Source organism: Glycomyces endophyticus (assembly GCF_039531525.1).
Lineage (GTDB): Bacteria > Actinomycetota > Actinomycetes > Mycobacteriales > Micromonosporaceae > Glycomyces > Glycomyces endophyticus.
The window spans coordinates 502,171-525,499 of the sequence record NZ_BAAAQF010000004.1 but is presented as its reverse complement, the minus strand read 5'-3'; the positions used below and the strand labels follow the sequence as shown (position 1 = coordinate 525,499).

The window sequence follows — 23,329 nt, the reverse complement described above, 5'->3', positions numbered from 1 at the left end:
CGGCCGGNCCGGGGGGCCCCGCCCGCCTCCTGAGAACGACGCAGGGCCCGAGCGGACAACCGCTCGGGCCCTTGAAGTCTTGATGTGTTCCGGGCTAGTTCTCCGAGGCCATGAGGTCGGTGCCGCGCCACTCGAATTCGGGGTCGGCGGTGAAGTCGATGGCGATCGGCACGAGCTTCTCGGCGAACTGGTTCGCGTGGTGGCCGCAGAAGACGAGGTCGCCGCCTTCGGCCAGGGTCACGCGAAGCTTCGCCGCGGCGCTACACCGATCGCAGCGCTCGCCCGCGATCGGACGTTCCTCCGTCTGGGGCGGGGGCGTCAGGGTGGATGTCATACCAGGTCCTCCGCTGCGTTCGGTCGCTGTGCTTTCAACACAACGTAGGTGTTCTGTCGGCCTGTTGACCGGCTCGTTCCGTTCAACGCCTGCACTGTACTACCCCTTCCCGACATCGACCGACTGAGACTCGGCTCACTCGCCCTTGACGGTCGGGATAGTTGTTCCACACCGTAGCCCACGGAACGGCGATCGACAACCCGGTGCGTTGTTCAGGTACCCACCCGTTCGGGTGATACACACCAGGTCCGGGGCTTGGGGTGATCGCGACTTCGGGTGCCGTGTAAGCCGACAGCGAACGGATCGCCGCTAATCGAGGTAGTCGCGGAGCACCTGCGAGCGGGACGGGTGTCGCAATTTGGACATCGTCTTGGACTCGATCTGGCGGATCCGCTCGCGCGTGACGCCGTAGACCTGACCGATCTCGTCCAGGGTCCGCGGCTGGCCGTCGGTGAGCCCGAAGCGGAGCCGCACGACCCCGGCCTCGCGCTCCGAGAGGGTCTGGAGCACCTGCTGGAGCTGACCCTGGAGGAGCGAGAAGGAGACCGCGTCGACGGCCACGATGGCCTCGGAGTCCTCGATGAAGTCGCCGAGCTGGCTGTCGCCCTCGTCGCCGATGGTCTGGTCGAGGCTGATCGGCTCGCGCGCGTACTGCTGGATCTCCAGGACCTTCTCCGGCGAGATGTCCATCTCCTTGGCGAGCTCGTCCGGGCTGGGCTCGCGGCCCAGGTCCTGGAGCAGCTCGCGCTGGATGCGGCCGAGCTTGTTGATGACCTCGACCATGTGGACCGGTATGCGGATGGTCCGCGCCTGGTCGGCCATGGCCCGGGTGATCGCCTGCCGGATCCACCAGGTGGCGTACGTGGAGAACTTGTAGCCCTTGGTGTAGTCGAACTTCTCGACGGCGCGGATGAGGCCGAGGTTGCCCTCCTGGATCAGGTCCAGGAACGCCATGCCGCGGCCGGTGTAGCGCTTCGCGAGCGAGACGACGAGGCGGAGGTTCGCCTCCAGGAGGTGGTCCTTGGCGCGGTCGCCGTCGCGGACGATCCACTCGAGGTCGCGGCGCATCTGCGTCGGGATCTCCTCGCCGCCCTCCTTGAGGAGCTTGACGCGCTCGACGGCGTACAGGCCGGCCTCGATGCGCTTGGCGAGCTCGACCTCCTGCGCGGCGTTGAGGAGCGGGACCTTGCCGATCTGCTTGAGGTACGCGCGGACCGAGTCGGCCGAGGCCGTCATCTCGGCGTCCTTGCGGGCCTGCTTCAGGGCTTCGGAGTCCTCCTCGTCCCACTCGAAGCCGGACTCCTCGTCGTCGTCCTCGTCGCCGTCCTTCTTGGACTTCCCGCGGGCGGTGGTCTTCTTGGCGGCCTTCTTGCGGGTGGCCTTCTTCGCCGGCGCGGCCGCGGCGGCCTCGGCCAGCGCGTCGTCGTCGGCGGCGGCCGCCGCGGCGAGGTCGGCCTCGTCGGGCTCCTCCTCGCCGGGGACGGCGGCCTTCTTGGCCACGGCCTTCTTCGCCGTCTTCTTCACGGCGGCCTTCTTGACCGCGGTCTTCTTGGCGGCCTTCTTCGCCGGGGCGCCGGACTCGTCGTCCTCGGCGCTCTTCACGGCGGCCTTCTTCACCGCGGCCTTCTTGGCGGCCTTGGCGGTGGTGGTCCGGGACGAGGTGGCGGTGCGGGCGGCCGGCACTCGCTTGCGCGTCGAGGTCGAGCCGTCGACGACCACGGTGACATCGGCCTCGGCGAGTGCGCGGAGGACCTTCTTGCCTTCGGCGGGGGAGGCCGACGCCGACTCCAGAACCTGGGCGACCGTCGCGGACGTCAGCTGCCCGTTGCTCTCTCGGGCCAGAGCGAGCAGCGAGTCGGTCAGGGAATTGACGTCTGTGCCGGTGGGACGTGCGTCAGTCACGAGCAACCTTCCGAGGCAATGGCGGGCACGGCGCAGCCGGGCTCCATAGCGGGTGAGCATTGGATATTGGGTCGGCAGCCCAGGTCGGCACAACGACCGGGCAGGCGTGAATTGTAGCGCCGAAAATCGCCTGCGGCCCGTCCGTGATGCCGTTTCGAGCTGTGTTTCCGCATTTTCAGTGAGCGTCGGGGGTGACGGCGGTCTATTCTACCGTGCAGGTGCCCTCGGGCGCCTCGATGCCGCCGCTCTGCGCGAACGACTGCCGCGCGTCCGACGCGGACCTGACCTCCCGGAAACCGTCTCCCAGCGTGATCGTGATCGGCTGGTCCCACTCGAGGTCGAACCCGTCGCGGCCCTCGTAGAAGTACGCGTACGTGTGAAGCCCGGCGGCGTACTGCTCCGGCCCGTACTGGATCAGCGCCGTCCCGTCGTAGGCCTCCGGGGCGTCGCCCGTCTCGACGACCACGAAGCCGCGGTCCGCCAGCTGCGAGGCCGCCTGGTCGGCGAGGCCGGACTGGTCGGTCCCGTTCAGCACGATCACCTCGATCTCCGAGGGGTCCGGGATCGGCGCCGTCTTGATCTCCACCGCGCCGGGCTCGCAGTCGCTGCTCGCCGACAACTGCGAGTCGTTCCTGATCGCCCAGAGCGTCACCAGGCCCGCGACCAGCGCCAATGCGCACAGCACTACCAAAGCGCGGATACGAGCGATACGCACGGCTTGCCTCCCCGAGTATTCGAACCCCAGCGGTTCGCCTTCCGGCTCTTAGACGAGCCGACGTCCCGCAAACGTTGCCATGGGAAGGCTATCGTGCGCGGGACGTCTCCGTGGGCGAGAGGCGGTACACTCGCAGCCCTCGCCGCGAAAGTGTTTCTCGCCACAATGGGGATGAAAAAGCGAGGGGCTTCGTGTATAGGAATGGACTGCACGCGGTAAGGTACGCCGCCTGCACGGAGGAACCGAGCCGGCCGGGCCCGAGCCGAGCCGCCGTGCCACCCGAGCACGCCGGCGGCACCCCGAGTCCGGTTCCGGTGCCGCAGATGCAACACCAATGGGAGTGGAAAACGATGGCAACCGACTACGACGCCCCCCGCCGGGACAAGGAAGAGACCCCTGGCCCCGACGGCATCGAGGCGCTGGCCAAGGGGCGCACCGACCAGTCCGGGTCGGTCGACGTCGACGAGGCCGAGGTCGCCGAGAACTTCGAGCTGCCCGGCGCCGACCTGGGGGACGAGGAGCTGTCCGTCAAGGTCCTGCCGATGCAGGCCGACGAGTTCCGATGCTCCTCCTGCTTCCTGGTCCACCACCGGAGCCAGTACGCCAAGGAGAAGAACGGGCAGCCGATCTGCAAGGACTGCGCGTAAGCGCGGGAGCGACCCCTCGGACAGCGCACGGCTCGTGGGAGGCCTTCGCGACAGCGGAGCCCCGCGGGCCGTCTCGCTCGTCCGGGTCAGACCCGGCTCTCCGCCAGCAGTGCCCCGCGCAGGCGCTCAGGCGCCCGTGAGGACACGATCCAGTACGGGGTCGGGTCCTCGGGGTCGTCGAGCACGATCCGCACGCCACGGTTGATCCAGGGCCGCTGCACGACGAAGGCGAGCGGGTGCTGCGCGACGCCGAGCGCGTCGGAGTACGCGACGGGCTCCAGGACCTCGACCGAGGCGACCGCCGACATCGGCAGCCGCGCGTCGTCGACGTGCAGCCACCGGCCGTCGGCCTCCTCGACCACCCGGACCGGGAGCCGGCCCAGCCACCAGGCGCCGACCACCGGCACGACCAGGACGGCCGCGCTCGCGGCCAGGCGCCACCAGCGCATGTCGCCCATGTTCGACAGGGCCGCCGCGATGACCGCCAGGGCCGCCACGGCGAGCCAGCCGGCCAGGGGCAGCCGCATGCGCTCGGCGTACCGTTCCCCGTTCCTCATGTCTGAGACCATATCCCCGGCCCCCGGCGACGCGTATCCAGCCGTCGGCCGCCGCGGACCGGCCCACGCCGGCGCGGAGCCGTAGATTTGGCACGTGCGCTCCGCACGCGGGCGCGCGCCCGAGCGAGAGGAACCCGATGACCGCGGAAGTCCCGGTCGCCCTGCGGCGGCTCGACCCCGACCTGCCGGTCCCCGCCTACGCCCACCCGGGCGACGCGGGCGCCGACCTGTACGCCGCCGAAGGGGTCGAACTGGCCCCCGGCCAGCGGGCCCTCGTCGGGACCGGCGTGGCCGTGGCGATCCCCGACGGGCACGTCGGGTACACCAACCCGCGCTCCGGGCTCGCCCACCGGCTCGGCGTGACGATCGTCAACGCCCCCGGCACGATCGACTCCGGCTACCGCGGTGAGATCAAGATCAACCTCGTCAACCTCGATCCCGAGCGGACCGCCGTCATCGAACGCGGCGACCGTGTCGCACAATTGGTAGTCCAACCGGTCGTGCGAGCCCGTTTCACCGAGGTCGACGATCTCGCGCCGACGCAGCGCGGCGCGGACGGCCACGGCTCCACCGGCGGGCACCGCCGACTTGCAGAGGAGAAGAGCGAACGTGTTTAAACGGCGACGGGGGTCCAAGAAGCAGCGCCCCGCTGAGGGCGCGGTCCTCGACTCGCTGGCCGAGAGCGGCGACACCTACGAGCGTGAGGCCACCGAAGGGCCCTACGACGTCGCCGACGCCCCCGAGGACGACATCCGGCGCATCGACCTGGGAGCGATCCGACTCCCCGTCCCCAAGGGCGTGGGCTTCCAGGCGCAGACCGACGCCAAGGGCAACATCAGCCAGGTCCTGCTCACCACCGGCTCCTCCGCGCTCCAGCTCCTCGTGCGCGCCGCCCCGCGCTCCGAGGGCATCTGGCCGGAGATCCGCGAGGAGCTCGCCGGCACGGTCGTCGGGCAGGGCGGCCAGGTCGAGGAGGTCGAGGGCCGCTGGGGCACCGAGCTCATCGCGAAGGTCGCCACCAAGAAGGGCACCAACTCGGTGCGCTTCTGCGGCCTCGACGGCCCCCGCTGGTTCGTGCAGGCGACCTTCCAGGGCCAGCGCGCCCTCGACGAGGACGCCGCCCCCGAACTCGACGAGGCCCTCCGGAACCTCGTCATCGACCGCGGCTCCATCGCCATGCCGGTGCGCGAGGTCCTGCCGCTGAAGCTCCCCCCGAAGATGGCCGAGGAGGCCGCCGCCCGCATCGCGCAGCGCAAGGCCGAGGGCGGCGACGGCAGCCGCGCCATCATCGCCGCCGGCGACACCCCGCGGCCGCAGGTGCGGCGCAAGCCCTCCCCGCGCCCGAAGCGGTAGTGGTCCCCGCGCAGGGGCGCACCGGGCTGCGCGAGTGGCTCAGGCGCCTGGCCGTCCCACAGCAGGAGCTGTTCGCCGCCGAGATCCGGCAGGGCCTCGACGCCGACGCCGTGCCGCTCGGGGACCTCGAGGCCCGGCATCTCGCGGTCGCCGCCGGGCGGCTGCGGTCGGTCGTGCACCGCACCGACGGCCGCTCGCCCTCGGTGGAGGCCGAACTCTACGACGGCACCGGTCAGGTCGCATTGGTCTGGATGGGCCGACGGCGTATCGTGGGCTTGGAGGCCGGGACCAGGCTCGTCGCCCGCGGACGGGTCGCCCAGCTGGGCGACGGACGCCTCGCGATCTACAACCCGACCTACGAGCTGCGCCCCTGAGCGCGGACCGGCCACATCGAACTGGAAGGCCCGCATTGAGCACCGAGACGCCGAGCCGCAAGCCCGACGCCGAGCCCCGCGACGGCGCCGACCCGGACGAACTCCCGCCGTTCACCGAGCAGCTCTCCCAGCAGCTCGGCGGCGTCAAGGGCGTGGTCGAGGCCGCCGTGCCGATCACGCTGTTCGTGGTCCTCAACCCGCTGCTGCCCGACCGCATGGGGCCGCTGAGCGGCCTCCAGTGGGCGATCGTCCTCTCCGCGGCGAGCGCGCTCGGCATCGCCGCGTGGCGCGCGGCCCGCAAGGAGTCGATCCGGCACGCCCTCAACGGCCTGTTCGGCATCGCCCTCGGCGCGTTCCTCGCGTGGCGGTCCACGGACGCGCGCGACTTCTACCTGCCGGGGATCATTCAGGGCTCGATCTACGGGGTCCTGCTCATCGTCTCGGCGCTGGTGCGCCACCCGGTGATCGGCTGGATCTACGCGGTCGTCGCCCAGGGCGGGAAGAAGGAGTGGCGGCAGAACCGGCCGCTGGTCGACATCCTCTCCAAGATCACGATCCTGTGGGGGATCGTCTTCCTCCTCAAGAACGCGGTCCGGATCTGGCTGTACTGGATCGACGCGGACAACGCGCTGGGGATGATGACCCTCTTCGGCGGCTGGCCCGTCACGATCGCGCTGACGGCCTTCACGATCTGGGCGGTGCGCCGCCACATGCGCGCGGTGGGCCAGGAGCCGCCGGAACTGGTCAAGACCGACTGACGAACGGCCCGGGGCTCGCGCCCCGGGCCGCTTCCGTCCGGTCCGCTACGTCGGGAGGCAGTCGAATGCCGGAGCGGTCGACAGCGATCCGTTGACGTTGAACCCGAACTCGATCTGCCCGCCGACGGCTATGGCCTGGTTCCAGGCCGCGGGCCCGGCCATCTCCATGCCGCCCATCGTGGAGTGCTCGGCGCTCCAGATGTTGCTGACCGTCACGCCGGAGCCCGGCCACGTCCAGTGCAGCATCCAGTTGTGGATGGCCTGCGATCCGGTGTTGGCGACCTTGACGCTGACCGTCGCGCCCGAGCCCCAGGAGTTGACCGTGGCCGTCGCGGTGCAGGCGTACCCGGCGGGGGTGCCCGTGGTGGGCTCCTCGGTCGGGTCGTCGGTCGGCTCCTCGGTGGGCTGTTCAGTGGGCTCACCGGTCGGCTCCTGCGGCTGGCCGGAGCCGAACCACACGTCGGAGCAGGAGTAGAACGACTGGTCCTGGTGGCTGGCCTGCCAGATCATGTACACCACGTGGTGCCCGGTCCGGTTCGGCGCGGTGATCGGGATGTCGACGAGGGTGCCGCCGCCGGAGGGCGGGGTCCGGCCGACGCCGGGGTTGATGTCCCCGGTGTCCTTCAGCAGTTCGAGGTCGGCCCAGTCGAGCGCGTCCGTCTGGGCGTTGTACCCCTGCTTGGTGACGTAGATCCGGTAGTAGTCCGCGCCGTGGTTCGCCTGGTCCCAGTTGGTGAACGTGAAGCTGCTGTTCACCTGGGTGGTCTTCCAGGCGCCGGGCGTGTCGAGGGCCGCGTACCGGGTGCCGCCCGTCCTGCCGCCGGAGCAGAGCTGGTTGTCGGGGACGGCGGCCTGGTGGTTGCCGCCGACCTGCTCGCGGTAGAGGCCGTTCCAGTTCCACATGGCGTTGGTGTCGTTCTGCCATGCGGCCCAGCACATCGGGTCCTGGGTCGCCATGGCCGGGTTCTGGAAGTCCGAACCCCACCGCTCCCAGCAGCTGTAGTGCCGCGAGGGCTGTGCGATGGAGGTCCCGTGGCTGGAGGCCGGCTGGACGAACAGGACGGCCGCGGTGCCGGCCGCGACGAGCGCGGCGACGGCGACGAGGGCGGTGCGCAGGCGCCGCCGGCCCGGTCCGGGCGGGTCGGCGCGGTGCATGAGGAGATTGCGGAGTCTGAGCATGTAAGCGCTCCCAAAATATAGGAACATTGAGAACTTTCAATGTAACCGGCTTGAGCTGCGGATGTAAACCCCGGCGGCCATGTTTCTGTCGTCCGACCCGTCGAATTCCCTCCCCGGGCACGGCGNGGGCCCGGGCCCCCCCGCCGTCGGGGTCGAGTCGCTATGAAGGCAGGCAGTCGATCTCGGGCATCGTGCTCAACGATCCGTTCACGTTGAACCCGAAGGAGACCGACCCTCCCGCCGCTATGGTCTGGTTCCACCCCACGGGCGCGGCCATCTGCATGCCGCCCATCGTGGAGTGCGAGGCGTTCCAGATGCTGCTCACCGCCGCGGTCGAGCCGGACGCCCACGCCCAGTGGAGCATCCAGGAGTTGACCGTGCGGGTCCCGGTGTTCGCCACCGTCACGGTGACCGTGGCGCCCGAGCCCCAGCTGTTGACCGACGCGGTGGCGGCGCAGCTCAGGTCGGCCGGCGGGTCCGTCGGGTCGGTGGGGGGATCGGTCGGGTCCGTCGGCGGGTCGGTCGGGTCCGTGGGGTCGGTCGGCGGGTCGGTGGGACCGCCGCCGCCGAACCACACGTCCGAGCAGGAGTAGAAGGCCTGGTCGATGTGGCTGGCCTGCCACACCACGTAGACCACGTGCCGGCCGGTGCGGCCGGGCGCGCTCACGGGGATGTCGATCTCCTCGCCCGGCTCGTAGACCCCGGTGGAGACGACCCGCTCGAGGTCGGCCCAGTCGAGCGAGTCGGTGGTGGCGTCGTAGCCCTGCTTGGAGACGTAGACCCAGTAGTAGTCGCCGCCGTGGACGGCGGTGTCCTCGTAGTGCAGCGTGAAGTTGTTGCTCAGCGGCGTGGTGTGCCAGGCGCCCGCCGCGTCGAGCGAGTTGTACCGGCCGCCCTCGGCCCGCCCGCCGGAGCAGAGCTGGTTGTCGGGGATGCGCGACTCGTGCTGGCCGGCCATGCCCTCCCGCAGGAGGCCGTTCCAGTTCCACATCGTGTTGGGGTTGGCCTGCCAGGCCTGCGCGCACATGGGGTCGGTGTCGCCCATGTCGGGGTTGAGGTGGTCGTCGCCCCACCGCTCCCAGCAGCTGTACTGCCGGGACGGGGGGCTCGTGGCCGTGCCGTGGCCGGCCGCTGGCTGGAGGAAGAAGAACGTCGAGGCTCCCGCGGCGGCGAGGGCGGCGACGAGGACGATGAGCTTTCTGGCTCGATGTCGGGCGGTACGGATCATGGTAGCGCTCCCAATCGGAAGGGGAAAGAAATCGATGTTTATCAATGTAACTTCCCCGGGCCCGCCTGTAAAGTCCGAATGCGACCTTTTGCGAACCGCGCTCAGCGGGTCTTGCCGAGCATCACCGAGCGCGTCGCGTTCTCGGCGTCCTCATGGCACACGAACACCAGCTCGTCGCCGGCCTCGACCGTGTCGTCGGGCGTCGGCGCGATGACCCGCCGGCCCCGGATGATCGCCACCAGCGCCACGTCGTGCGGCAGCGGCACCTCCGCGACCCGGCTCCCCACGTGCGGCGCGTCCAGCGGCAGCGTGATCTCCACCAGGTTCGCCTGCGACTGCCGGAACGTCAGCAGCCGCACCAGGTCGCCGACGCTCACCGCCTCCTCGACGAGCGCGGCCAGCAGCCGCGGCTTCGACACCGAGACGTCGACGCCCCACTCCTCGTTGAACAGCCACTCGTTCTCGGCCCGGTTCACCCGCGCCACCACCCGCGGCACCGCGAACTCCGTCTTCGACAGCAGGCTCACCACCAGGTTCACCTTGTCGTCGCCGGTCGCCGCTACCGCCACGTCGCACGTCTCCAGGTGCGCCTGCCGCAGGTTCTCCAGCTCGCACGCGTCCGCCAGCAGCCACTCGGCCTCCGGCACCCGCTCGGGCCGCATCGAGTCCGGGTCCCGCTCGATGAGCAGCACCTGGTGGCCGTTCCCCACCAGCTCCGACGCGATGGACCGGCCCACGTTCCCGGCCCCGGCGATCGCCACCCGCATCAGGCACCCCCCTGCGGGGCCGCGCCCGCGATCCGCCGGATGCCCGCCTCGTCGCCGTCGCCGACGAGCATGAACACCTGGTCGCCGTCCTGCAGCACCGTCGACGCCGTCGGCAGCGTCGCCCGCCCGAACCGGTTGATGTACGCCACCCGGTGGCCCGTCGCCTGCTCCAGCACCGCCAGCGCCGTCCCGTACCAGGCCTCGTCGCACACGACCTCGACCATCGACAGCGTCGCCGTCGGGTCCCGCCACAGCGGGTCCTGGCCCTCCGGCAGCAGGTGCCGCAGCAGCCGGTCGGCCGTCCACCGCACCGTCGCCACCGTCGGGATGCCCAGCCGCTCGTACACCGTCGCGCGCTGCGGGTCGTAGATCCGCGCGATCACCTTCGGCACGCCGAAGTTCTCGCGCGCCACCCGCGCCGCGATGATGTTCGAGTTGTCGCCCGAGGACACCGACACGAACGCGTCCGCGCGCCCGATCCCGGCCTTCGCCAGGACCTCCCGGTCGAACCCGACGCCGCGCACGGTCGTCTCGTCGAAGTCGGGGCCCAGGCGGCGGAACGCCTTCGGGTTCTGGTCGATGATCCCGACCGTGTGCCCGCGCTCCACGAGGCTCCGCGCCAGGGACGAGCCCACGCGCCCGCACCCCATGATCACCACGTGCACCGGCACCACCCCTCGATCTGACGTGCTGTGACCTTACCGCGCGGGCCCCCGCCGCCGCCCGGGACGCTTCCACTCCGGAATCCGCCGGAAAAATCCGGCGAAGAGGTGCATCGAACGGCGCCCCAAAGCGTCTAGACAGTGGACCCGCTCACCACAAAGGAGTTCCACATGGAACGTCGCCCGTCCCTGTCCCGCCGCGCCCTCATCGGCGGCGTCGCCGCCGGGGCCGTCGCCGCCGCGGCGGTCGCCTCGCCGGCCGCCGCCAAGGGCCGCAAGCCGAAGAAGCTCGTCCCCGGCGACCTCGTCGTCGTCCCCGCCCCCGGCGGCCCCAGCACGGCCGCCGCGGTCGGGCGCGGCATCGCGATCCTGGAGGGCTGGGGCCTGCGGGTCGAGCTCACCGAGCACGCGCTCGACACGTTCGGCTACCTGTCCGCCCCCGACGCCGACCGGCTCGCGGACCTCAACTACGCGCTGGCGCACCCGGAGGCGAAGGCGCTCATGACCGTGCGCGGCGGCTACGGGACCACCCGGATCATCGACGACGCCGACGTCGACGCCCTGAAGGACCACCCGAAGATCGTCATCGGGTACTCCGACATCACGGCGCTGCACTTCGCGGTCGCCGAGCAGACCGGCCTGCCGTCGCTGCACTCGCCGATGATGGCGTGGTCCTCGAACAACACCGCCGCGACCGCCGAGTCCCTGCGCAAGGCGATCATGACGGCCGACCCGGTGGTCCTGGAGCGGGACCCGGCCGAGCCGACCTCGGCCGTGGAGGTCGCCGGGACGGCCTCCGGGAAGCTCCTGGGCGGGAACCTCTCGCTCATGGCCGCCGAACCGGACCGGTCGAACTGGCCGGACATGGAGGGCGCGATCCTCCTCATCGAGGAGGTCGAGGAGGCCCGCTACCGCGTCGACAACATGCTGACGCGGATCATCCGGGCGGGCCACTTCGACGACCTCGCCGGCATCGCGGTGGGCCAGTTCGTGCCCCATCCGCTCGACGAGTACAAGCCGGGCGAGTGGACGATGAACGAGGTCATCATGGACAAGCTCGGCGGCCTCGGCGTGCCGGTCCTGGGCGGCCTCAAGGTCGGCCACGACCTCGACCCGCGGGTGGTCCCGCTCGGCACCGAGGCCGTGCTCGACACGGCCGCGGGCACTCTGACGGTGGAGGCCGCGGTCCGCAACTGAGACCGGCTGAGGGGGGCTCGGACGGCTCCCCGGTCCCGACCGCCGGGGCCGCGGGGAAACTCGCGGCCCCGGCGCGGGCCGGCGGACGCTACGCTACGGCCGTGACAAGGTCGTGGGCAGTCCTCAAGCGGCTGCTGGTGGGCGAGCCGTTCGCCTCCGGGCGCGGGTCCTCCCTGGTGCTCTCGAAGCGGTACGCGATCCCGCTCCTCGCGGTCAACCCCATCTCGTCGATCGCGTACGCGCCCGAGCAGGTGTTCCTCGTGCTCGGCCTCGCCGGGACGGCCGCGTACGCCTACTCGCCGTGGACCGGCCTCGCCGTCGCGGCGGTCATGTGCGCCGTCATCGCGTCCTACCGGTACACCGTGCAGGCCTACCCGGGCGGCGGCGGCGACTACCGGGTGGTCGCCGCGAACTTCGGGCCCGGCGCGGGCCGCCTCGCCGCGGCCGCGCTCGTCCTCGACTACATCCTCACCGTCGCCGTCTCGGTCGCCGCCGCCGTCGCGGCCCTCGACGCGCTCATGCCCGCGCTGCACCCGTGGCGCGAGTGGATCGCGGCCGCCGCGATCGCGATCCTCGCCGCGTTCAACCTCCGCGGCCTGCGCGTCTCCGGCCGCGTCGCCGCCGGCGTCACGATCGCGTTCGTCGCCGGGATCGCCGCGATCGTCCTCACCGGCCTCGTCCGCCTCGCCGCGGGCGAGGACCTCACCGCCGCCTCCGCGTCCCACGAGACCGCCGAAGACCAGCGCGAGTGGACGTCCGCGGCCCTGTTCCTGCTGTGCGCCAGGGCGTTCGCGGCCGGATCGGTCGCCGTCACCGGCGTCGAGACGTTCACGACCCGGGTGCGGTTCTTCCGGCCCCCGCGCGGCCGCAACGCCGCCGCCGCGATCACCGCCGTCGGCGCGGCCACCGTCGCCCTGTTCACCGGCATCGTCGTCCTCGCGTTCCTCGTCGGCGCGCAGACCGCCCCCGCGGGCCACGGCGCCCTCCAGTACCCGCTCGTCGCGCAGCTCGCCGACACCGTCTTCGGCGGCTCGCCCGCCGCCCGGTGGCCGGTCCTGCTCGCCACCGCCGGGGTCCTGCTCCTGGCCGCCAACACCGCGTTCGTCGGGTTCCCGCAGCTCGCCTCCGTCTTCGCCGAGGACTCCCTGCTGCCGCGCCAGCTCCACAAGCGCGGCGACCGGCTCGTCTACTCCAACGGCATCCTCATCCTCGCCGTCGCGGCCGCCCTCCTCGTGGTCCTCTCCGGCGGCGGCGCGTACGAGCTCATCGGCCTGTACGTCGTCGGCGTGTTCCTCTCCATGGTCCTGTCGCACGCGGCGATGACCCGGCACTGGCGGCGCGTCCTCGACGTCGAGCGCGACCCCGGCCGGCGCGCCCGCGCCCGCCGGGCCCGCGCCACCGCCGCCGCCGCGGTCCTCGCCTGCGCGGTCGTCCTCGCCATCGTCGCGTTCACCGTGTTCCGGCGCGGCGGCTGGATCGCGATCCTCATCATCGGCGGCTGCTACCTGCTCATGCGCGCCATCGCCACGCACTACGCGGCCGTGCGCGACGAGATCGAGCTGCCCCGCGGCAAACCCCAGCTGCCCTCCCGCAGCCACGCGATCGTCCTCGCCTCCAGCGTCAACCTCCCGCTCATGCGGATGCTCTCCTACGCCAAGGCCACCCGGCCCGACACCATCACCGCCCTCACCGTGAACGTCGACGCGGCCGCCTCCCGCCGCCTCGTCGCCGAATGGGACCGCCGCCGCATCGGCGTGCCGCTGACCGTCCTCGACTCGCCGTACCGCGAGATCACCGGCCCGATCGCCGAGTACGTCAAGGCCCGCCGCCGCGACGCCCCGCGCGACGTCGTCACCGTCTACCTCCCCGAGTACGTCGTCGGCCTCCGCCCCCAGAAGGGCCGCCTCTCGCGCGGGTACTTCAACTGGTCGACCAGCCTGCTGCACAACCAGACCACCAAGGCCCTGCGCCGCCAGCTCAAGTACGAGCCCGGCGTCATGGTCTGCACCGTCCCCTGGATCCTCGGTGACGGCACCGAGCCCCCGCCGCTGCGCCGCGTCGCCAGATAGCCCGTCCCGTATCCTGGCGTGCGGCCCGCTGCGCCCAGCGCGCCGCAGCTCGGGGAGAGGGAATCGATGATCGTCACCGTCGGAGACGTCGCGGCCGGAGGCCACTGCGTGGCCCGAGTCGACGGCGAGGTGTACTTCGTGCGCCACGCCCTGCCCGGTGAACGAGTCCGCATCGAGATCACCGACCGCAAGAAGCGCTTCGCGTTCGCCGACGCGGTCGAGGTCCTCGAGGCCTCGCCCGACCGCGTCGAGCCCCCGTGCCCGTGGGCCGGCCCCGGCAAGTGCGGCGGCTGCGACTTCCAGCACGCCACCCCCGAGGCCCAACGCCGCCTCAAGGCCAAGGTCCTGTACGACCAGCTCACCCGCATCGGCGGCATCGACCCCGCGCTCCTGGAGGGCGTCGAGGTCGAGGCCCTCCCGTGGGACGACGGCGCCCTCGCCTGGCGCACCCGCATGCAGTACGCCGTCGACGAGGCCGGGCGGCCCGGCCTCCGCCGGCACAAGTCCCACGATCTCGTGCACATCGACTGGTGCCGCATCGCCACCGAGCGCATCCGCGAGGCCGACGTCCTCACCGCCCGCTGGGACGGCATGGGCGCCGTCGGGGTCGTCGACGCCGACGACGACGAGCTCGCCGTCTACACCCAGCTGCGCCGCACCGCCCGCCCCCACCACAAGAGCGGGCCCAAACTCGTCCACCAGACCGTCGCCGACACGCAGTACGAGATCGGCTTCGACGCGTTCTGGCAGGTCCACCCGGCCGCCGCCCCCACCTTCCTCGCCACCGCGCTCGAACTCCTCGCCCCGCGGGAGGGCGAGTCCGCCTGGGACCTCTACGCCGGCGCCGGACTCTTCGCCACCGGCCTCGCCGCCGCCGTCGGCGACACCGGCCGCGTCGTCGCCGTCGAGAACGCCCCCGCCTCCCGCACCGCCGCGAACCTCGCCGCGTTCAAGAACGCCGGCGCCATCGAGGGCGACGTCGCCGCGATCGTCCCCGACCTCGGCTCCGTCGACCTCGTCGTCCTCGACCCGCCCCGCAGCGGCGCCGGGGCCGAGGTCGTCGTCGCGCTCGGCGAAGCCCGCCCCCGCGCGATCTGCTACGTCGCCTGCGACGCCGGCGCGCTGGCCCGCGACGCGAGCGACCTCGCGATCGAGGGCTACGCGCTCACCCGGCTCCGCGCGTTCGACGCGTTCCCGATGACCCAGCACTTCGAGACGGTCGCCCTGTTCGAACCGGTCGACTGACGGGGGCGTCGGCCCCGTGGGGTAGCCTGTCGCCTCTACAGACCGCACTCCTCGGAGCCGATCGATGACCAACTCTCCCTACACGTCCGGGCCCGCGCCCGACCCGAACCGGCCGCCCCAGGGCGGGCCGTCGTTCCAGTACCGGCCGCAGGACCCCGGCGACGTCCAGTACGGACAGCCCGCGGGCCCGGTGCTGCCGCCGCCGCCCACCTGGGGCCAGCGCTGGGGCGTCCTCCCGAAGGACGACCGCCCCCGCCAGGTCACGGTGATGCTCCAAGCCCTGTGGCTCCACCTGGCCGCGACCCTGGTCGCGACCCTGCTCGGGCTCACCGGCGTGGCCGCCCTCAGCGTCGTCTTCGGACTGCTCGCCGCCGCCGTCAACCTGGTGCTGATCTGGGCCGTGGCGCGGGAGCAGCTGGGCCGCTTCGGTTCCGAGGACCCGAAGCTCCCGCTCTACATCGGACTCGGAGTGCTGGCCGTGGCCGCGCTCTACCGCTGCTTCAGCGTCTTCACCCTGGTGCCCGCGCTCCTTCAGCTCGCCGCGGTGCTGCTCGTCCTCGTGCTCGCCTTCACCCGGCCCGTGCGCGCCTGGCTCCAGGAGCGTCCCGGTAACCGTCCCAAGCAGTCCCAGGAGCCCGCCGCCGGCGCGCCGCTGGCCCCGCAGGCGCCCCCGCCGCAATGGCGCGACCCCGCCGGCCCCGGCGCCCAGAGCCCGTACGGCTACCAGCCGCCGGCCCAGCCCGGCCCGCCCGCGAACGGCCCCGCCGCCTCGAACGGCTGGCCGCAGCCGCCCCGGTAGCGCGAGCAGCCGCCGAGGCGAAGCGAACGGGACCGGCCGCGAGAGCGGTCCGGTCCCGATGCTGTTTCAGACGGCGGTCGTGTTGGAGCCCTTGCGGAGTCCGGAGAGCAAATGAGCGGCGACCGGAGTGCGAACTCCGGTCCGCCCGCTGCGGTCAGTCGCAGCCGCAGGGGCAGCAGTCGCACTCGCAGCAGTCGCAGCCGTCCCGGCAGCAGCCCGAGCGGCGGCGGCGGGACCACGGCCCCTCGTAGTGGTCCCGGCAGCACATCTGGCAGGTGCAGCACAGGACCGTGAACGCGCACAGCCCCGAGAAGAACCCGCGCGGCTCCGGCCGGTAGCGGTCGTGGTCGTAGTGGTCTCGCGAGCGACGGCGCTCCCGATACTCGCGGTACTCGCGCCGGTCCGCGCGCGGCCAGGTGGCGCAGGTCGAGCCGAAGGTCTTGGCGACCGCGTGGTGCGCGTAGCGGTCGAGCAGCAGGGCGGTCATGGTCCGGTCGAGCAGCGCCGCCGATTCGAGCGCGGTCCGCAGGCCGTCGAGCGCCCCGCGCACCAGCGGCATCGCGCCCTCGACACCGGTGCCGGTGGCCGCCAGCGGATTCCAGGCACCGCGCGCGGCGTCCTCGTCGAAGTCCTCGGCCGCGTCGAGCAGGTGCGCCAGGCGGCCGAAGGCCGCCCCGGCGGTCCGGAACGCCTCGGCGTTCTCGGGCCGACCGCCGAGGACCGCGGCGTGCGCGAACAGCGCGGCGGTGGCCGCCTCCGTCGGCGCGGTGACCTCGGTGAGCGCGGTGCCCGGACCGCAGTCCGCCTCGACCGCGCGCTGGCCCGCGACGGCGGCGAGGAGCGGGTCCACGTCGAGCCCGATCGATTCCCCGAGCCCGATCGCCTTGGCGCGCAGCCGGTCAGAGGTCATACCGGCGAGACCGCGAGCGCCGCGCCGGGCGGCGAACCCGTCGCCGTCGTCCACGTGGTCGCGGATCTTCGCCGAGGCGAGGAGCAGTGACGCGGTCGCGGCGAGCTTCGGACCGGCGCCGGCGGCGACGGTCTGGCGCCGCATCCCGCGCAGGGCGCACGGCCCGGCGTGGCGGGAGTCCGCCTCGTCGCCGATCTGGGCCTCCACGAGGACCGAGAGGGCGAGCGCGTCGTAGTTGGTGGTGAGCCGGGCGAGCTGCCCGGCGTCGTCGCGCAGTTCGAGGCACAGGCCGCAGAAGTGCCCCATCCAGCGGGGCTTGAGGTCGTCGGGGGTGCGGGACGGGCAGGGGGCGAGCATGCCGAACAACGGGTCTCCTAGCTCGTCGGCAGCGCACCGACGAGTCGGCGGCTGAAGGCGGGTCCTGCCCGGGGATGCTACCGGTCGCCACTGAGGCGAGGGGTACACGTGTCTCCTGGAGGGCACCGAAGCCGTTGCGGCGCTGTGGAACGCTCTGCCGTCTCCTCTCGCCTCGCCTCGCTCCGCCTGTGCCCGCTCCGCTTCGCAGCGCCCGGCCTCGACCCGCCTCGCTGCACCCGGCTTCGCTTGGCCCAGCCGCGCTTGGCCCGGCCCAGCTTGGCCCGGCCGCGCTCGGCCCCGCTGTACCCGGCCCCGCTCGGTCCCGCCCCGCAGCTCCGCGGGCGTGCCCCTCCGCCTTCCGCCGGGTCGTTCACGCCGAGGGTCGCTCACGTAACTTCCCTCGATCGGGCGACTTCGGCGGCGCGGGGGCGGGTTCTTGTCGGACCCGAGGGGGAGGATCGGGGCCTATCCTCTTCCCCGGGCGGGTGGGGGTTAGGGATGGACGTCCCCACCCACCCACCCCCGCACGCGACGGTCAGCCGAGCGGCTTGAGGTCGTCCGGCATCTCATCCCAGGTCAGGCGCACGTGCGCGAGCGTCCCGAAGCCGAGGGTGTCGAAGCCGCCGGAGGTCGTGCCGTAGTCGCCCCCGCCGCCCTCGGGGCTGTTGGCGCCGCACAGGTCCGCCACGTTCGGCATCGCGAAGCCCCTGCGCGAGGTGTAGTGGTGGAACACCATCTCCCACACCGGGCGCGCCTGCCCGCGGCCGCCCGAACCCATCACCGTCTGCTCGCGGTACGCGCAGTCCTGGCCCGTGCCCCAGCTGTACAGCGTGAACGGCAGGTCGTCGTGCCCGAGGTTGTAGCGCGCCACGTACTCCGCGGCCTTCGCGAACGCGTTCCCGTTCGCCCCGTACAGGTCGATGCCCTGATTCCAGGCCATCTCCATGAACGACGCCATGAGCCCGATCCCCATGATCGAGTGCCCCTGGTCGCGCCCGGACTCCTGCCACTGCGCCAGCCCGCCGGCGTACACGAACGGGATCGCGTTCCCGATCGAGCCGTTGCCCTCGCCGTTCCAGAAATAGTCGATCGCCTCGTCGCGAACGCCGTCGTCGTCGCAGATGATCCCGATCGCGAGCTTGGAGGCCATGTTGCACAGGTCCCAGTTCGCCCAGTAGTTCGTGATGCACGCGTCGTTGTGGCCGGTCAGGAACGCATCGTTCATCGGCAGGAACACGCTCGTCATCATGTCCTGGAACGCGCCGAGGTCGAACCCGCTCTGGCCGCGCACGATGTCGGCCGCCGCGCAGAACTGGTACCCGTAGATGCCCGCGGCCAGGAACCGGTCGGCGTTGCCGCCCACGGTCGTCAGCGTGTTCGACCACGCGTTGAGGATCGCGATCGCCTTGTCCCGGTGCGCCGTCGTGCCGGCGACCCGCCAGCGGAGCGCGTTCTTGTACGCGGCGTGGATGTCGTTGTACAGCTGCGGGTAGTTCTGGCCGTCGCCGCCGCGGATGATCGTCGCGGTGGGCCGGGCCGTCCAGGTGGACTGGGCGCGGGAGTTCGCGATGAGCTTGCTCCACCCCGAGAACCACGGCTCCAGGCCCGCGTTCACCTTGGCGCGCATGCGGTCGAAGTCGGCCTGGGTGTGGAGCATGCCGGGGTGGACGGCGAGGGCGCCGACCTCTTCGGCGGCGGGCTCCTGCGCGGCGGCGAGGCCGAGGCCGCCGGCTCCGGCGACCGCCAGGCCGCCCGTGGCGACCGCGCCCTGGAAGAGGCGGCGCCGCTTGAGCTGCGGACCGGGGGCCTCGCGGCCCCGGTCAGGGGATGTGGACGTGTCGTGGTCGTCGATCGACATGGTGCTCCAATGCGCCATGCGGTGCGCGATGCCGGGGAATGCCACCGCCAACCTGCGGCGATCGGCCCGGAGACCGATTGCCACGTCACATAATAACTGATCCATCAACATATTTCAATGCAAATGCACGGATCCCGACGCATCGCATCCGAGGTTCGGTGCGGGACCGGGGATCGGCCGGTCCCGCACCGGGGGCCGCCTCCTGCGGGGAAGGCGGCGGGCTCATGCAGGGCCTAGGCCACCAGGTCCGTGAACGCGTTGTCCGCGAGCCAGGCCGTGACGCCGGCCTGGACGTCGCCGCCGTGCTCGGAGAACACCAGGTTCTCCAGGCTCGCCAGCTGCTCGTCGCTCATGGCGAAGGTCCCCAGGGCCTCGGCGACGTCGGCGAACTCCTCGCTGAACCCGGTGCGCGCCAAAACGTTGATCGTCTCGGCCTCGCCCAGGGTCGCCTCGGGGTCCGCGAGGTTCTTCAGGTCGTACTTCGCGTACGCCCAGTGCGGCTGCCACAGCGTGACCACGATCGGCTCCTCGGCGGCGATCGCCGAGTCGAGCTCGGTGAGCATCGCCGTGGTCGAGGAGGTCTCCAGTGTCAGGTCGCTGATGCCGTACGTCGGGATCGCGCTGTGCTGCACCGCCTCGGTGAGTCCGGCGCTGGCCTCGATGCCGACGATGCGGCCGCCGAAGAGCTCGGCGTTCGCGTTCAGGTCGGCCAGCGAATCCACATCCACATAGGTCGGCACGGCGACGGTGAGCGCGGCGTTCTCGTTCCAGGTCCCGAGCTGCTCCAGCCGGTCCCCGTACGTGTCCATGTAGGTCTGGTGCGTGATCGGGAGCCATCCGTCGAGGAACACGTCGAGGTCGCCCGAGGACAGGCCCTCGAACAGCGGCCCGACCTCGGTGAACTCCTGCGCGGTCACGGTGTACCCCGACGCTTCGAGGGCCTGGCGCCACAGCTCGGTGGCGACGACGGCCTCGTCCCAGTTGATGTAGCCGATGACGATCTCGCCCTCGCCCTCGGGCAGGCCGAAGTCGACGCCCTCGGCCGCGGCGTCGCCGGGTTCCTGCTCGACCGAGCAGCCGGCCAGGGCGATCGAGGCGGTCGCGCCGGTGGCGAAGGCGCCCTTCATGATCGAACGTCGTTGCATGTCTCCTGCTTTCCGGCGCGCGCGAGCACGCGCGCCCTGTTCGGGGGCGTTCGGGGGTCTAGCGGGCGAGCTTCGCGGCCCGGGCGACGGGGGTGCGGACGGACAGGCCCTGCGTGACGCGGTCCAGGAGGATCGCGAGCAGGACCACGGCGAGGCCGGCGTTGAACCCGGCGGCGATGTCGAGGCGGCCCAGGGACCCGGAGATGACCGCGCCGAGCCCGCCGCCGCCGACCAGGCCCGCGATGACCACCATGGACAGTGCGAGCATGATGACCTGGTTGAGCCCGGCCATGATCGTCGGCAGCGCGAGCGGCAGCTTGATCCGCGCCAGGATGCGGGCGGGGGAGGCGCCGAACGCCTGCCCGGCCTCGACGACCTCGCCGTCGACCTGGCGCAGGCCCAGTTCGGTGAGGCGCACGCCCGGCGGCATCGCGAAGATGATGGTGGCGATGATGCCCGGCACCACGCCCACGCTGAAGAGCATCACCACGGGGATGAGGTACACGAACGCCGGCAGCGTCTGCATGAAGTCCAGGACCGGCCGCGCGACGGCCGAGAACGCGCGGCTCTCGGCGGCGGCGATCCCCAGGGGGATGGCCAGGACGATCGCGATCGCGGCCGCCACCAGGACCATCGACAGGGTCTGCATCGTCTGCTCCCAGTACGGGGTCCACGCGACGACGAACATGCCGACGCCGATCCCGACGCCGAGCTTCCAGCCCCGCGCGGCCCAGGCGGCCGCGGCGAACAGCAGGACCATGACCCCCGAAGGGAGCCAGAGGAGTCCGTCGGCGAGGTGCAGGTACAGGAACTCCAGGCCGGCGTCGACGGCGTCGAACCCGGCGGCCCACGCGTCGCGGGCCCAGCGGATGAACGTCTCCATCCAGTCGCCGAACGGCATGTCGGGCAGGGGCTTCCAGATGTAGGTCCAGAACCAGTCGCGGAGGTACTCGATCATGCGGGCTGGGCCTCCTGCTCGGCGCGCGCGGCGCCGTCCGAATCGGGTGTGCGGTCGTCGGGGGCGCGGCCGGACCGCGGTGCGCCGTCGTCCTCGGGCCCGCTCTCCGGCGCCAGCGACTTGATGATGGACCGGGGCGTGACCACGCCGAGCGGGTCGGCGTTGTCGTCGACGACCAGCAGGGGCGCCTTGGAGCTCAGGACCGGCTCGTACAGCTCGTTCACGGGCACGTCGGACTCGACCTGCGGGAAGGCGCTGGTGTCGCGGGTGCCGCACGGCTCCATGACGGCCTCGGCGGTGAGGACGCGGGTGCGGTCGACGTCGGCGGTGAACTCGGCGACGTAGTCGTCGGCCGGGTGCAGCAGGATCTCCTCGGCGGTGCCCAGCTGCTTGACCCGGCCGTCGCAGATGGCGATCCGGTCGCCGATCCGCATGGCCTCGTTGAGGTCATGGGTGATGAACACGATGGTCTTGCCGAGCTTCGCCTGGAGTTCGAGGAGCTGGTCCTGCATCTCCTGGCGGATGAGCGGGTCGAGGGCGCTGAACGCCTCGTCCATGAGCAGGATCTCGGTGTCGGCGGCGAGCGCCCGGGCCAGGCCCACGCGCTGCTTCATGCCGCCCGAGAGCTGCGCGGGCAGCTTGTCCTCGTGGCCGGCGAGGCCGACGAGCTCGACGGCCTCCCTCGCGCGCTCCAGCCGCTCGGCCTTGCCGAGGCCCTTGATCTCCAGGCCGAACGCCACGTTCTCGACGACGGTCCGGTGGGGGAGGAGCGCGAAGTGCTGGAAGACCATGGAGATCTTCTCGCGGCGCAGGCGGCGCATCTCGCGGGCGGAGAGCGAGCCGAGCTCCACACCGCCGATCCGGATGGTGCCGGACGTGGGCTTGATGAGGCCGTTGAGCATTCGGATCAGGGTCGACTTGCCCGATCCCGACAGGCCCATGACCACGAAGGTCTCGCCGGGCTCGATGGCCCAGTCGTGGTCGATGACGGCGGCGGTCACGTGCTTGAGCTCGTCGCGGGGGACTCCGGCCTCGAGCTGGGCGACGGCGCCTCTGGCGCCTTTGCCGAAGACCTTGTACAGGGACTCCACTTCGATCGCTGGCATTGCTTCCTTTCACGTCCCGGCCTGGGGGAGTGCTCTCGCGGCGGGGACGGCGCGGAGCGGCCGGGCTTGGGCGTCTCGGGGCGGCAACCCTGGAAACAGTAGTCAACACCAGTGCTTTTTCAACCCGAACAGCGCGTGAGAAGGTATACACGACCCGTTGCGGCGCAATGTTTCCGCAGGTAAGGGACGTGAAATGCGATCACAGATTGTCGTCGGTTGTATTGTCTACAAACTGACATTCGACAGAGTCGAGATCGCGCGGAGACCACTCCGATGCGGTTCCGTGACCGTCTGGTCGCCTACAGCCGCGAGGCCTTCGCGCGCTCGGTCATCCCCGCCAGGTCCGCGTCGCTCAGCCCCAGCGCCCGCGCCTTCTCGTACTCCCCGGCGATGTTCGTCCCCATCCGCATCGGCGAGTCGGTCCCCAGCACCACCGCGATCCCCGCCTCCAGGAACAGCGGCAGCGGGTGCGCCTCCAGGGTCGGCACCATGCCCAGGACCACCGAGGACGTCAGGCACACCTCGACGGTCACGCCGCGCTCGGCCAGGAGCCGCATGATCCCCGGGTCGGTCGCCGCGCCCACGGCGTGGCCGATCCGCCCGATCTGCTCGATCTCCGCCAGCGAAGCCAGGTTCGAGGCGTTGAACGCCCCCGCCGGCACCGTCACGCCCAGGCCCGCCGCACCCGCGGCCTCGGCCACCACCCGGCCCCGCGACCAGTCCGCCTCCGCGGCGTACGGCACGTAGATGATCTCGACCCCGGCCAGGCCCGCCGCCGACGCGTCGGCGAACGCGTCGCACAGCTCCCGCAGCATCGGGTCCCACAGGTTCATGCTCAGCACCGCGCCCGCGTCGAACTCCGGGTAGTCCTCGGCCACCCGCGCCCGCGCCGCCTCGAACCGCTCCATGAACTGCGGGTACACCACCGACTCCTGCGGCAGCCGCAGCTCCGTGTACACCGCTCCGCCGCGCGCGGCGGCCGCCAGCGCGTCGACGAGGATGCCCTCGTAGACCTCCGGGTCGACCACGTCGAGGTCGAACCGAGGCACCGCCGACATCCGCTGGAGCCGGGCCAGGCCCGGGGCCACGCCCTTGACGCTGTCGCGGCGGTCGCCCCAGTCCACCGGCGAGGAGCTCAACACCTGATCGAGGCGCGCCGGCCATTCCGTGTTCTGGTGCAGGTCGATGAGGTCCATGTCGGCATGATCA

At 71.7% G+C, this 23,329-nt stretch carries 23 protein-coding genes; 9 read left to right on the top strand and 14 right to left on the bottom strand.

The genetic code is table 11. The annotated features are described in order from the left end of the window. Window positions 1–94: 94 nt before the first annotated feature. The 3 genes from ABD419_RS05550 to ABD419_RS05540 form a co-directional block, all read right to left on the bottom strand. The gene (locus ABD419_RS05550; protein WP_091053111.1) at window positions 95–334 is read right to left on the bottom strand and encodes a DUF7455 domain-containing protein; all 240 of its coding nucleotides are present in this window, start codon (window positions 332–334) and stop codon (window positions 95–97) included. A 309-nt stretch (window positions 335–643) separates the two neighbouring features. Next, window positions 644–2,236 carry an RNA polymerase sigma factor gene (locus ABD419_RS05545; RefSeq protein ID WP_425555933.1) on the bottom strand — a complete coding sequence of 531 codons (1,593 nt, stop codon included), beginning with the start codon at window positions 2,234–2,236 and terminating at the stop codon, window positions 644–646. A 202-nt stretch (window positions 2,237–2,438) separates the two neighbouring features. Next, window positions 2,439–2,951, bottom strand: coding sequence for a LytR C-terminal domain-containing protein (locus ABD419_RS05540; RefSeq protein ID WP_344482856.1), 513 nt, complete (start codon window positions 2,949–2,951; stop codon window positions 2,439–2,441). Window positions 2,952–3,301: 350 nt separating this feature from the next. Here ABD419_RS05540 and ABD419_RS05535 point away from each other — a divergent pair, with 350 nt between their 5' ends. After that, entirely contained in the window at window positions 3,302–3,598 is a 297-nt protein-coding gene (locus ABD419_RS05535) for a DUF4193 domain-containing protein (protein ID WP_091053105.1), read from the top strand. An 86-nt stretch (window positions 3,599–3,684) separates the two neighbouring features. Here ABD419_RS05535 and ABD419_RS05530 read toward each other — a convergent pair whose 3' ends face one another. Beyond that, on the bottom strand, window positions 3,685–4,155 hold the full coding sequence (locus ABD419_RS05530; RefSeq protein WP_344482850.1) for a DUF3093 domain-containing protein: 471 nt from the start codon (window positions 4,153–4,155) through the stop codon (window positions 3,685–3,687). A gap of 137 nt (window positions 4,156–4,292) precedes the next feature. Between ABD419_RS05530 and dut the strand changes: the two genes are divergently transcribed. The 4 genes from dut to ABD419_RS05510 are packed head-to-tail and all read left to right on the top strand — an operon-like array spanning window position 4,293 to window position 6,640. Further along, a complete protein-coding gene (gene dut, locus ABD419_RS05525) occupies window positions 4,293–4,772 on the top strand; it encodes a dUTP diphosphatase (RefSeq protein WP_344482847.1) in 480 nt (159 codons plus the stop codon). Next, on the top strand, window positions 4,765–5,508 hold the full coding sequence (locus ABD419_RS05520; RefSeq protein WP_344482844.1) for a DUF3710 domain-containing protein: 744 nt from the start codon (window positions 4,765–4,767) through the stop codon (window positions 5,506–5,508). Before dut ends, ABD419_RS05520 begins: the two co-directional genes overlap by 8 nt. Beyond that, window positions 5,508–5,882, top strand: a complete 375-nt coding sequence (locus ABD419_RS05515) for an OB-fold nucleic acid binding domain-containing protein (protein WP_344482841.1) — start codon at window positions 5,508–5,510, stop codon at window positions 5,880–5,882. Before ABD419_RS05520 ends, ABD419_RS05515 begins: the two co-directional genes overlap by 1 nt. A gap of 35 nt (window positions 5,883–5,917) precedes the next feature. Continuing rightward, window positions 5,918–6,640: a DUF3159 domain-containing protein gene (locus ABD419_RS05510; RefSeq protein WP_344482838.1), complete on the top strand. Its 723-nt coding sequence runs from the start codon at window positions 5,918–5,920 to the stop codon at window positions 6,638–6,640. A gap of 45 nt (window positions 6,641–6,685) precedes the next feature. Here the strand turns inward: ABD419_RS05510 and ABD419_RS05505 are convergent, their stop codons facing one another. The 4 genes from ABD419_RS05505 to ABD419_RS05490 all read right to left on the bottom strand — a co-directional run bounded on the left by ABD419_RS05505 (window position 6,686) and on the right by ABD419_RS05490 (window position 10,479). Further along, window positions 6,686–7,819, bottom strand: coding sequence for a lytic polysaccharide monooxygenase (locus ABD419_RS05505; protein WP_344482835.1), 1,134 nt, complete (start codon window positions 7,817–7,819; stop codon window positions 6,686–6,688). Between the two features lie 160 nt (window positions 7,820–7,979). Then, window positions 7,980–9,047 (bottom strand): lytic polysaccharide monooxygenase, encoded by a 1,068-nt coding sequence (locus ABD419_RS05500; protein ID WP_344482832.1) that lies wholly within the window; start codon window positions 9,045–9,047, stop codon window positions 7,980–7,982. Between the two features lie 101 nt (window positions 9,048–9,148). After that, window positions 9,149–9,814, bottom strand: coding sequence for a potassium channel family protein (locus ABD419_RS05495; RefSeq protein ID WP_344482830.1), 666 nt, complete (start codon window positions 9,812–9,814; stop codon window positions 9,149–9,151). Continuing rightward, entirely contained in the window at window positions 9,814–10,479 is a 666-nt protein-coding gene (locus ABD419_RS05490; RefSeq protein ID WP_344482827.1) for a potassium channel family protein, read from the bottom strand. The genes ABD419_RS05495 and ABD419_RS05490 overlap by 1 nt, the downstream gene beginning before the upstream one ends. 168 nt (window positions 10,480–10,647) lie before the next feature. Here ABD419_RS05490 and ABD419_RS05485 point away from each other — a divergent pair, with 168 nt between their 5' ends. The 4 genes from ABD419_RS05485 (at window position 10,648) to ABD419_RS05470 (ending at window position 15,786) form a co-directional block, all read left to right on the top strand. Then, the gene (locus ABD419_RS05485; RefSeq protein ID WP_344482824.1) at window positions 10,648–11,673 is read left to right on the top strand and encodes a S66 peptidase family protein; all 1,026 of its coding nucleotides are present in this window, start codon (window positions 10,648–10,650) and stop codon (window positions 11,671–11,673) included. Window positions 11,674–11,774: 101 nt separating this feature from the next. Beyond that, complete coding sequence (locus ABD419_RS05480) at window positions 11,775–13,742, top strand: APC family permease (RefSeq protein ID WP_344482821.1); 1,968 nt, start codon at window positions 11,775–11,777, stop codon at window positions 13,740–13,742. A gap of 66 nt (window positions 13,743–13,808) precedes the next feature. Continuing rightward, window positions 13,809–14,987: a class I SAM-dependent RNA methyltransferase gene (locus ABD419_RS05475; RefSeq protein WP_344482819.1), complete on the top strand. Its 1,179-nt coding sequence runs from the start codon at window positions 13,809–13,811 to the stop codon at window positions 14,985–14,987. 64 nt (window positions 14,988–15,051) lie between these two features. Further along, window positions 15,052–15,786: a hypothetical protein gene (locus ABD419_RS05470; RefSeq protein WP_344482816.1), complete on the top strand. Its 735-nt coding sequence runs from the start codon at window positions 15,052–15,054 to the stop codon at window positions 15,784–15,786. A 154-nt stretch (window positions 15,787–15,940) separates the two neighbouring features. On the opposite strand, the gene ABD419_RS05465 is transcribed toward ABD419_RS05470, so the two are convergent. The 6 genes from ABD419_RS05465 to ABD419_RS05440 all read right to left on the bottom strand — a co-directional run bounded on the left by ABD419_RS05465 (window position 15,941) and on the right by ABD419_RS05440 (window position 23,316). Beyond that, the gene (locus ABD419_RS05465) at window positions 15,941–17,053 is read right to left on the bottom strand and encodes a DUF5685 family protein (RefSeq protein ID WP_344483453.1); all 1,113 of its coding nucleotides are present in this window, start codon (window positions 17,051–17,053) and stop codon (window positions 15,941–15,943) included. Window positions 17,054–17,588: 535 nt separating this feature from the next. Continuing rightward, window positions 17,589–18,956: an alginate lyase family protein gene (locus tag ABD419_RS05460; protein ID WP_344482813.1), complete on the bottom strand. Its 1,368-nt coding sequence runs from the start codon at window positions 18,954–18,956 to the stop codon at window positions 17,589–17,591. 188 nt (window positions 18,957–19,144) lie between these two features. Next, complete coding sequence (locus ABD419_RS05455) at window positions 19,145–20,056, bottom strand: glycine betaine ABC transporter substrate-binding protein (RefSeq protein WP_344482810.1); 912 nt, start codon at window positions 20,054–20,056, stop codon at window positions 19,145–19,147. A gap of 58 nt (window positions 20,057–20,114) precedes the next feature. Next, window positions 20,115–21,014 (bottom strand): ABC transporter permease, encoded by a 900-nt coding sequence (locus ABD419_RS05450; RefSeq protein WP_344482807.1) that lies wholly within the window; start codon window positions 21,012–21,014, stop codon window positions 20,115–20,117. After that, on the bottom strand, window positions 21,011–22,120 hold the full coding sequence (locus ABD419_RS05445) for a quaternary amine ABC transporter ATP-binding protein (RefSeq protein ID WP_344482804.1): 1,110 nt from the start codon (window positions 22,118–22,120) through the stop codon (window positions 21,011–21,013). The genes ABD419_RS05450 and ABD419_RS05445 overlap by 4 nt, the downstream gene beginning before the upstream one ends. Window positions 22,121–22,419: 299 nt before the next feature. Beyond that, entirely contained in the window at window positions 22,420–23,316 is an 897-nt protein-coding gene (locus ABD419_RS05440) for a hypothetical protein (RefSeq protein ID WP_344482801.1), read from the bottom strand. Window positions 23,317–23,329 lie beyond the last annotated feature (13 nt).